The sequence below is a fragment of the Candidatus Hydrogenedentota bacterium genome (assembly GCA_035416745.1).
In the GTDB taxonomy this organism is placed as follows: Bacteria; Hydrogenedentota; Hydrogenedentia; order Hydrogenedentales; family SLHB01; genus UBA2224.
In genome coordinates, this window is the sequence record DAOLNV010000150.1 from 1 (window position 1) to 7,436 (window position 7,436).

Below are 7,436 nucleotides of genomic sequence, written 5' to 3' on the forward strand. Positions count from 1 at the left end.
CCGGATAAGCTGCCGGCGAAATACGCCCTGCGCAGCTCCGCAAACGGGCCAAATCGGTTCCGGGCGGTCCTATGGGATGTTGAGGGACGCGACGGGCTGCCTTCCCACACGATAACAGCCGGGCCGGGTAGGACCGTCCGCATGGCCAGCCACCCGGCCCTGCTGTGCTACAGGACCTTCGCGCTTATACCCGAGGCCTCAACGATGCCACCCGTCTTGTGCGCTCAGGGGCCCATGGCGCCCCAGACAATCCCCTGAATCACCGACCAACACCGGCTCACAGGGTATTCGCTGGGATAGCGGAGGAACTCCACGTGCCCATCCATATACAAGACGTTGCCGCCGCCGGGCACATGGTTGTACAGGGTATACGTGTCGCCCCATGTCGAAGATTGAACCGTGGTCTCGGCGGTGGCGTCATACATCACGGCGACCTCGCTCTGCGCCTTCGCCGTGGAGGCCGGATTGTTGATATCCGTGATGAGGAACCGTTCAATGCCTTCGCGCAGCCGGTACAGTTTGACTGGCCCGCGGTCCTCGTGGGTAAACTCGATGTCGTCCTCAAAGTTGTTGTGTCCGGCCGCCAGCTCAGTCGCATGTTCGGTGAGGATCACCTCATAGGCTCTCGTAAGAAGAGCGGCGGAAATATCAACGCCCAACTGCGGATTCTCGGCATTGTCGCCCCCGCCACCGGCGAGCAGGTAGTCGTCGGGCGTGACGAGCCAGCCCCAGTAGATATAGCTGGTGTTTTCGATGGCGCACGGGTCCACCGAGCCGCCGGGCCCGTGGTGCCATTTTGCCGCTTCCCGTTCCATGTCGGGATCGCTGGGGCAGATAAGCACGTTGAAGTCCGAAAGGTACTCCGGATACATGGCAGGGCCGTCGAAGCTGAACTGGCCGTTGCTGGGAATGTCACACTGCCTCGGCGGGCTGGCCCACCACGAGCTTCGATAGACAAGCATGGAGGGGAACTTCTCGCCTTTGGACTCGTTGGCGTACATCTTCAGGGCGAGTCCGCACTGCTTGAGGTTGTTGGCACAGCTCGCGCGCCGCGCTGCTTCTCGCGCGCGGGCCAGAGCCGGCAGTAGAATCGCAGCGAGAATACCGATGATGGCAATGACGACCAGCAACTCGATCAAGGTAAAACCACGATATCGCATGTCCGCATCCTCCCTTCGCTCAGCGGTCCCGGAACGAGCCGTCCACCCGCCCATCAATGACCGCGGAATCATTGAGTCAGAGAATTCAGTGGTCTTGTCCGTTTCTTTGCGGGGCATCACCTCCCTTCGTAATCCGCCAACCCGTACCTCAACTCACGGAAGACCCTCGCATCTCTATCAGTGTAGACCCGCCGCTGGTCTTCGTCAATGACGAGCGACCCTGTTGCGGAGACCTGCCGGTCATAAGAGCGGCCCGGTCGAGAGAGCGGCCGCAGCATCGGTCTCGACCCTGTGCCGCTCGTTTGCGTCCCTTCGCCGGAAACATCTCCCTGTCGAGGCTTCGTCACCGGAATATCAGGCTGGGCCAACTCGCCCACGATTCGTGGCGGGCAACGTGCCGGCCGCGATTGCGCAAGAACGCGGCCTTCAATCGATGTCCGCAATCCGGATATTGATGCGGTTGAAGGCGAAAATGGCGAGACAAATGCAGACGGCATAGAGAATGGCAGTCTTTTCGGGCCATATGGACGCCGCCCCCACGATGCCGATCGCGGTACACAGGTCCGCCATGCGCGCGGACAGACGGCCGGCGCCAGCATCCGGGTATAGCGGAATATTCGGCTGGCGAAGCATCTTTCGAATGCAAGTCAGGGTGACGACAAGCAGGATGGCACTGCCTGCGATCATGAGCCAGACCCGTCCGGAGGGCCATTCGTACTGATCGACGGCATCCGGCGAGTACAATTCCAGGATGACGCCCAGCCGGGACGTGCCTCCGTGCAAAAGCATGAATACCAGCAGGAACGCGCTATAGGCGAGTGCCATGCTTCGGCGGCGCTGGGAAATCTGATTTTGTGAAAGGACCTTTCCCGGAGAACCGTGCGCCAAGCACACTGTGACGGCGTAGAACGCGGCCAGACACAGGCCGGTCCAGAAAAAGTACTCATACCCTGCCGCGAAAACCAGTACGAACCCGCTCAGGCCCAGAAACCCACTGATAATCCCTTCGCCGGGCATGGGCGATTCCGAGAAGGCATAAGGCGTCCCGTCAGGTGCATGGGTTCTGTCCACCTCGCGTATTCCCCAATTCAAGACAATGACATAGAGAATGCCCAGGTTGAGACCCGCGTGCAGTTCCCACATCTTCCACCAGTCTATATAGCCGGGTGCAAGACCATAGCCCAGACACCACAGGGCGCTCACGACAAAGCCGATCCCGAACCCTGCACCCACAACCGCCCCGGAGACCAACGTGGCGCGGTCGCGCTGCGCCGCGGCCGCGGCCATGGCAACGAGCCACCAGACCAGTACGGCGACGTTCTGGGTGTTGGTATAGACCGTTCGAGCGAGATGTTCATCGAGTTCTCCGCTGTAGAGACCCGTTTCGCCGTAAGGGAAGATGGGCCAGGGGCAGTGCTGGCGAAACCATGTGCCGAGACTTTCAACAGCGCCGGGCCCGAGCAGCGGCGCGCCGAGGTTGAAGATGAATACAAGCAATGCGAGGAGGAGCAGGGTGCGAACCAGCCAGGAACGAACCGGCACGCGTGAATTCAGCGCCCATCCCAAGAGAATACCGCCGGGCGCGCCCCACCCGATGCCGCAGATAACGAACCAGGCACAACCGGCCCAAGGAGAGACGGGCAGGATTTCATCGCGGTAACTGAAATTGCCCCGGAGCCAGCTGGCGTACTGTCCGTAACCCAGTTCACCGCCGATGGCGATACCCATTCCCAGCCACAACACGATACTGCGGGCGTCAATCCCTTTGCGGCGGCACAGATAATACCAGAGCAGGCCCCATGTCAGGCCCGGCACGATGGTACCGTCGATGCCGCCCCAGCCGTTTGACCCGCGGATTGCCCATGTAATCGCGCCCATACTTCCGAAGAGCAACATCGGTAACCACGTGCCGTGTATCGAAAAGATGCCCTCATGCTCACGCACGGCGCGGTGACACCGATACAGCCCAGCGTCCGCTACGGTCATCATCGGTTTTTCCCCAGCAAGTCATCCAAAGCATGTGACGCAGGTGATATGGAATCTACGACATGAGCACGATTCAGTCAAACCGCGACCCGGGCAAACGCGTGTCCCGAAACCTGACGCGGCTGTTGGTGGCCAGCGCCAACGATTCCAAGAGCACTCCCGGCCTGCCTCGTTGCCACACCCTCCTTCTAGGGCTCCAGAAAAGGCTGGACCTCCACGAAATTGAACGCCGTTTGTTGGCCGGCCGGGCCTCCCGGTTCGCTGGGACCAGCCCAGTCGGAAATGGTCAGTTCAGCGGTCTCCTGATTGGGCCTGAAGACGACACGCCGGAACGTGAAGTAGGCGGGGTGTTCGCGGGTATAGGCGCCAAGGGTATGCGCGTAGTTGATGGGATAGGTATATTCGAAACCGTATTTCTCCAGCACTTCCACGGCCTTGATATCGATCCCAAGCGACACGGTTTGGTTTACGTCCAACCGTCCTATGTCCGACGAGATGACTTTCAGTGAATAGAGCTTCCCGGGTTTGAGCGCACGGAGTGTCTGCCGAACCCGGTTCGGAGCCTTCTCTGACCGCGTCATTCGGCAGAACCGGTCGCCCTGTGTTGTTCGCGGATACCGGCCGTGGAGGTGGCTGTAGCCATCCATGGTCCGGGTGTCTATGGCGCCCGCTTCGGCCTCCTCCGCAACCCACCCATCGAGCCCCCCGGCAAAATCGGGATTGACCAGATGCGGCAACAGGTAGGGGCCTTCAATCAGCCGCGTGCGGTTCCCTTCGATGCAGTAGTGCCGGAACATCTTGTGCGCCCACCGGATGGATTCTTCGTCGGCATAACTGGACATGTATTCCATGACGCCGTACAGATTCCAAAACGATGGGTCGGTAGACAGGAAATGGAACTGCATGTCCATGAATACGTGGTAATCAATGCCGGGATCACGGTTGAGGGTTTCGGGCGGCGCGCAGAGGTAGCCAAGACACATGACAAGTTGCCTCTCCACGCCGGGCGATTGTTTCTGCCATTTCAACATGGGGCTGCGCAGTTCGTGAATCAACATGCTGAAGGCCTTCTCTTCTGACGCGGCCTCGGGAAGATACTTCTCCCATGAGAACCGGTCCCCGAGGTCCATGATAAGCCGGAAAAAGTCTGAACTGCCGCCAACACTGAAGATATCTCCACCGCACCACGCGTAAAACGTGCGGTCCGCGAAACTCGGCAGTTCGTGCAGTCTGCGCAGGGCGTCTCCCCAGACAGCATAGAATTCCGGGCCCTTTGCGAGGAATTCATCTACGATGAGTCCGCCGTAGCCGGGCTGGATGGCGCCCGGGACATTCGCCCAGACGCCGAAAACCTCATCGGCGGAAGGCGGGGCGTCTGCCGCCAACCCGGGAAGAGATGAATTGGCGATCCATTGTCTGCCCTCGCCGAGCCACTGGGAGAACTCCTCATCCTTCACGTTGCTTCCCGTGATCAAAGTGTTGACGTGGGGAAGCACATAGCGCGCGACATAGCGCCAGTCATAGGGCCCGTACGGGGGGATGTGAGGCTCGCCCGGATAGTAGCAGTAGGCCAGTTCCGGCACAGTGCGAATCTCAAGCGTGGCTGGTTCCGTGCTATCGGCGTGCAGGGTATGCATGCCTTCCGGAAGCTTGCGCATGGCCTCGAACGCGCCTGTATCAGGATTCGGTCTCCAGACCAGTGGCCCCGTGTCGCCGTCCAGACGCACGGAGGGCGCGGTCTCGGTAGACATGGCCCGAATAAACACCCAGCCCTGCCTGGGATTCGCAAAGTCATGATCGGCCTTCTCTGCTCCCTGCAAGCGTACGGAGAGTAGTTCCGTGACAAAGTTGTTGCGGACCTTGAGACTGGCATACTCGCCCGGCCACTTTGGCTGTGTCGGCCACGTCAACTGTTGTGTCCAGTCGATGCCCGCGAAGACCTGGCCATTCGCGCTCCGAAACGCTACGCGCAGTTCATAAACCGCGCCCGGCTCGGCGTCGACTTCCCGGCGGACCGAAGCAGTTTGTACCGTGGCGTCTAATGGTTCCACCCACTCGAGTTTGTTCGCTGCGCCAGATTTCCTCAACGAGGCGCAAAGCGCCGTGTCTGGGCGCAGATTGCCCAGTCCGGCCGCATTGATGCTCATGCACAGAAGACGGCCCCCCGGTTCCATGTAGACGCTCACGATCGAATCGAGAGGAAGCTGCCTCAAGTCGGTGGCAAGGGCGCATGGCAGCTGCCACAGGCCGCCGCTCCCGCCCCAGTCGTGGGCTTCGAGCGCGATGAGGTTCGGTTCACCAAAGCGCAGCGCCGGGCTCAATTCGGCGAACACGGGAACCCATGCCGTGCTGACATCTTCGGTCCGGCCATACGTGTTGAGCAGTTGTCCGTTGCAGTAGACCGCGCATCCGTCATTTACTGCACCGAGGCACAACCAGACCGGTTTGCCTCTCCAGTCGGCCGGGATATCCACACGCCGCCGGTACCACGCGTAGCCGTCTACATTCGGAAATCCCTGGTCTTCCCAGCGGACGCCCGCCTGCAGGGTTGCCCAGTCCGAGTCGGGCAGGTCCGGCGAAGCCCAATTGTGATGTGCGCCCGCGTGGTCCGGGTCCGGCTTGAAACGCCAGTCCGCAACCAGATCGATGCGGCTTATCTCGCTTACACCTCCCAACAGGCACAAACAGACGACAGCAATTCCAGCACTCATGACACACCCCCTCCACACGGAGCTCAATCGTGACTGCCGCCCAGAACAGCGTCAGAAGTCTGGACATCAAGTATCCTAACCGGAACTTGATTCTAATGCACGGCGGCCAAGTTTTGATCGGGTCCCATGCAATCTGCTCTAATCTGTCACTCTGCGGTCATTTGCATCCATGGCAAGGATGCTCATACGGAGTGACTTGAAGATGCGTTCATGCGTTCTGACCCTTGCCGCCGTGTCTCTTGTCCATGCGGCGTTTGCCAACGGGGACTGGCCGGAGTGGCGAGGCCCGACGGCAAACGGGCACACCGTCTCGACGGGACTCCCGCTCCGTTGGTCGGAGACCGAGAACATGGCCTGGAAGACGGCCATACATGATTCCGGTCATTCGACGCCCGTGGTGTGGGGCGGCCAGATCTGGCTCACCACGGCGACGGAAGACGGGACGGTGCTCTATGCGGTCGGCGTCGATGCGAGTTCGGGGGAGGTCATTCACGACATTGAGGTGTTCCGTGTGGAACAACCCCAGCGGATCAATCCCCTTAATACGTACGCCACGCCGTCGCCTTGTATCGAGCCGGGGCGTGTTTACGTCCACTTCGGCACCTTTGGTACCGCATGCATCGACACGATTTCGGGCGAAATCCTGTGGCGGCGGTCCGATCTGAACTGCGATCACATGCAGGGCCCCGCATCTTCGCCCATTGTCTTCCAGGACCTCGTGATCGTCGATCTTGAGGGCACGGACAACCAGTTCATCGCCGCGTTGGACAAGAACACCGGAGATACGGCCTGGTTGTACCATCGTCCGGATGAGTTGTACACGGAGGACATCAGTCCGGTCTATCTCAAATCCTATCAGACGCCCGTAATCGTCGAGGTGGAGGGCAAACCGCAACTGGTAAGCAACGGCGCTCTCCTGGTAACGGGCCATGAACCGCGGACAGGTCAGGAGATCTGGCGGGTTCGATACCGCGATGATAGTTCCATTTCGCGCATTGTCAGCGGTCAGGGGCTGCTGTTCGTAAACACGGGCGGTCCTCCCGGCGGGAGCCAGTTGTGGGCGATCCGCCAGGGCGCCCTGGGCGATGTGACCGATACGCACGTGGTCTGGACGATGACCGAAGATGCTCCGCACCAATCGTCGCCCGTGCTCGTCGGCGACCTGCTATACACCGTGAGTGACCGGGGCGTGTTGATATGCATGGAAGCAACAACCGGCAAACAGGTGTGGTCGAAACACCTGAGAGGGCGCTTTGGGGCGTCGCTTCTGGCGGCGGCCGATCGAATCTATGTCTCGAACACGGACGGTACGACAACCGTGCTCGCTTCCGGACGCGAATACCGCGAATTAGCGGTCAACCAGCTCGAAGGCGAATTATGGGCCTCGCCGGCAGTCACGGGAGATGCCCTGCTGCTTCGTACCAAGACCCATCTCTATCGCATCGAGCAGACGAAGTAACAGGAAGCGACCTTGCCGTCTCGCCCCGGCAGTGACGTTGACGAACAATCCCGGGCCGCGCACCTCCCATGCATGTATCGCCCCGCGGGCTCCGGACAAGGCCTGCCGTAACCCCCGCGC

At 60.5% G+C, this 7,436-nt stretch carries 4 protein-coding genes; 1 reads left to right on the top strand and 3 read right to left on the bottom strand.

Going from position 1 to position 7,436, the window contains the following annotated elements:
* Positions 1 to 224: 224 nt before the first annotated feature.
* From PLJ71_22245 to PLJ71_22255, 3 genes are all read right to left on the bottom strand, one after another.
* On the bottom strand, positions 225 to 1,160 hold the full coding sequence (locus PLJ71_22245; protein ID HQM51410.1) for a DUF1559 domain-containing protein: 936 nt from the start codon (positions 1,158 to 1,160) through the stop codon (positions 225 to 227).
* Positions 1,161 to 1,586: 426 nt separating this feature from the next.
* Positions 1,587 to 3,149, bottom strand: coding sequence for a hypothetical protein (locus PLJ71_22250; GenBank protein HQM51411.1), 1,563 nt, complete (start codon positions 3,147 to 3,149; stop codon positions 1,587 to 1,589).
* 185 nt (positions 3,150 to 3,334) lie between these two features.
* A complete protein-coding gene (locus PLJ71_22255) occupies positions 3,335 to 5,857 on the bottom strand; it encodes a hypothetical protein (protein HQM51412.1) in 2,523 nt (840 codons plus the stop codon).
* A 202-nt stretch (positions 5,858 to 6,059) separates the two neighbouring features.
* Here PLJ71_22255 and PLJ71_22260 point away from each other — a divergent pair, with 202 nt between their 5' ends.
* On the top strand, positions 6,060 to 7,316 hold the full coding sequence (locus PLJ71_22260; protein ID HQM51413.1) for a PQQ-binding-like beta-propeller repeat protein: 1,257 nt from the start codon (positions 6,060 to 6,062) through the stop codon (positions 7,314 to 7,316).
* Positions 7,317 to 7,436 lie beyond the last annotated feature (120 nt).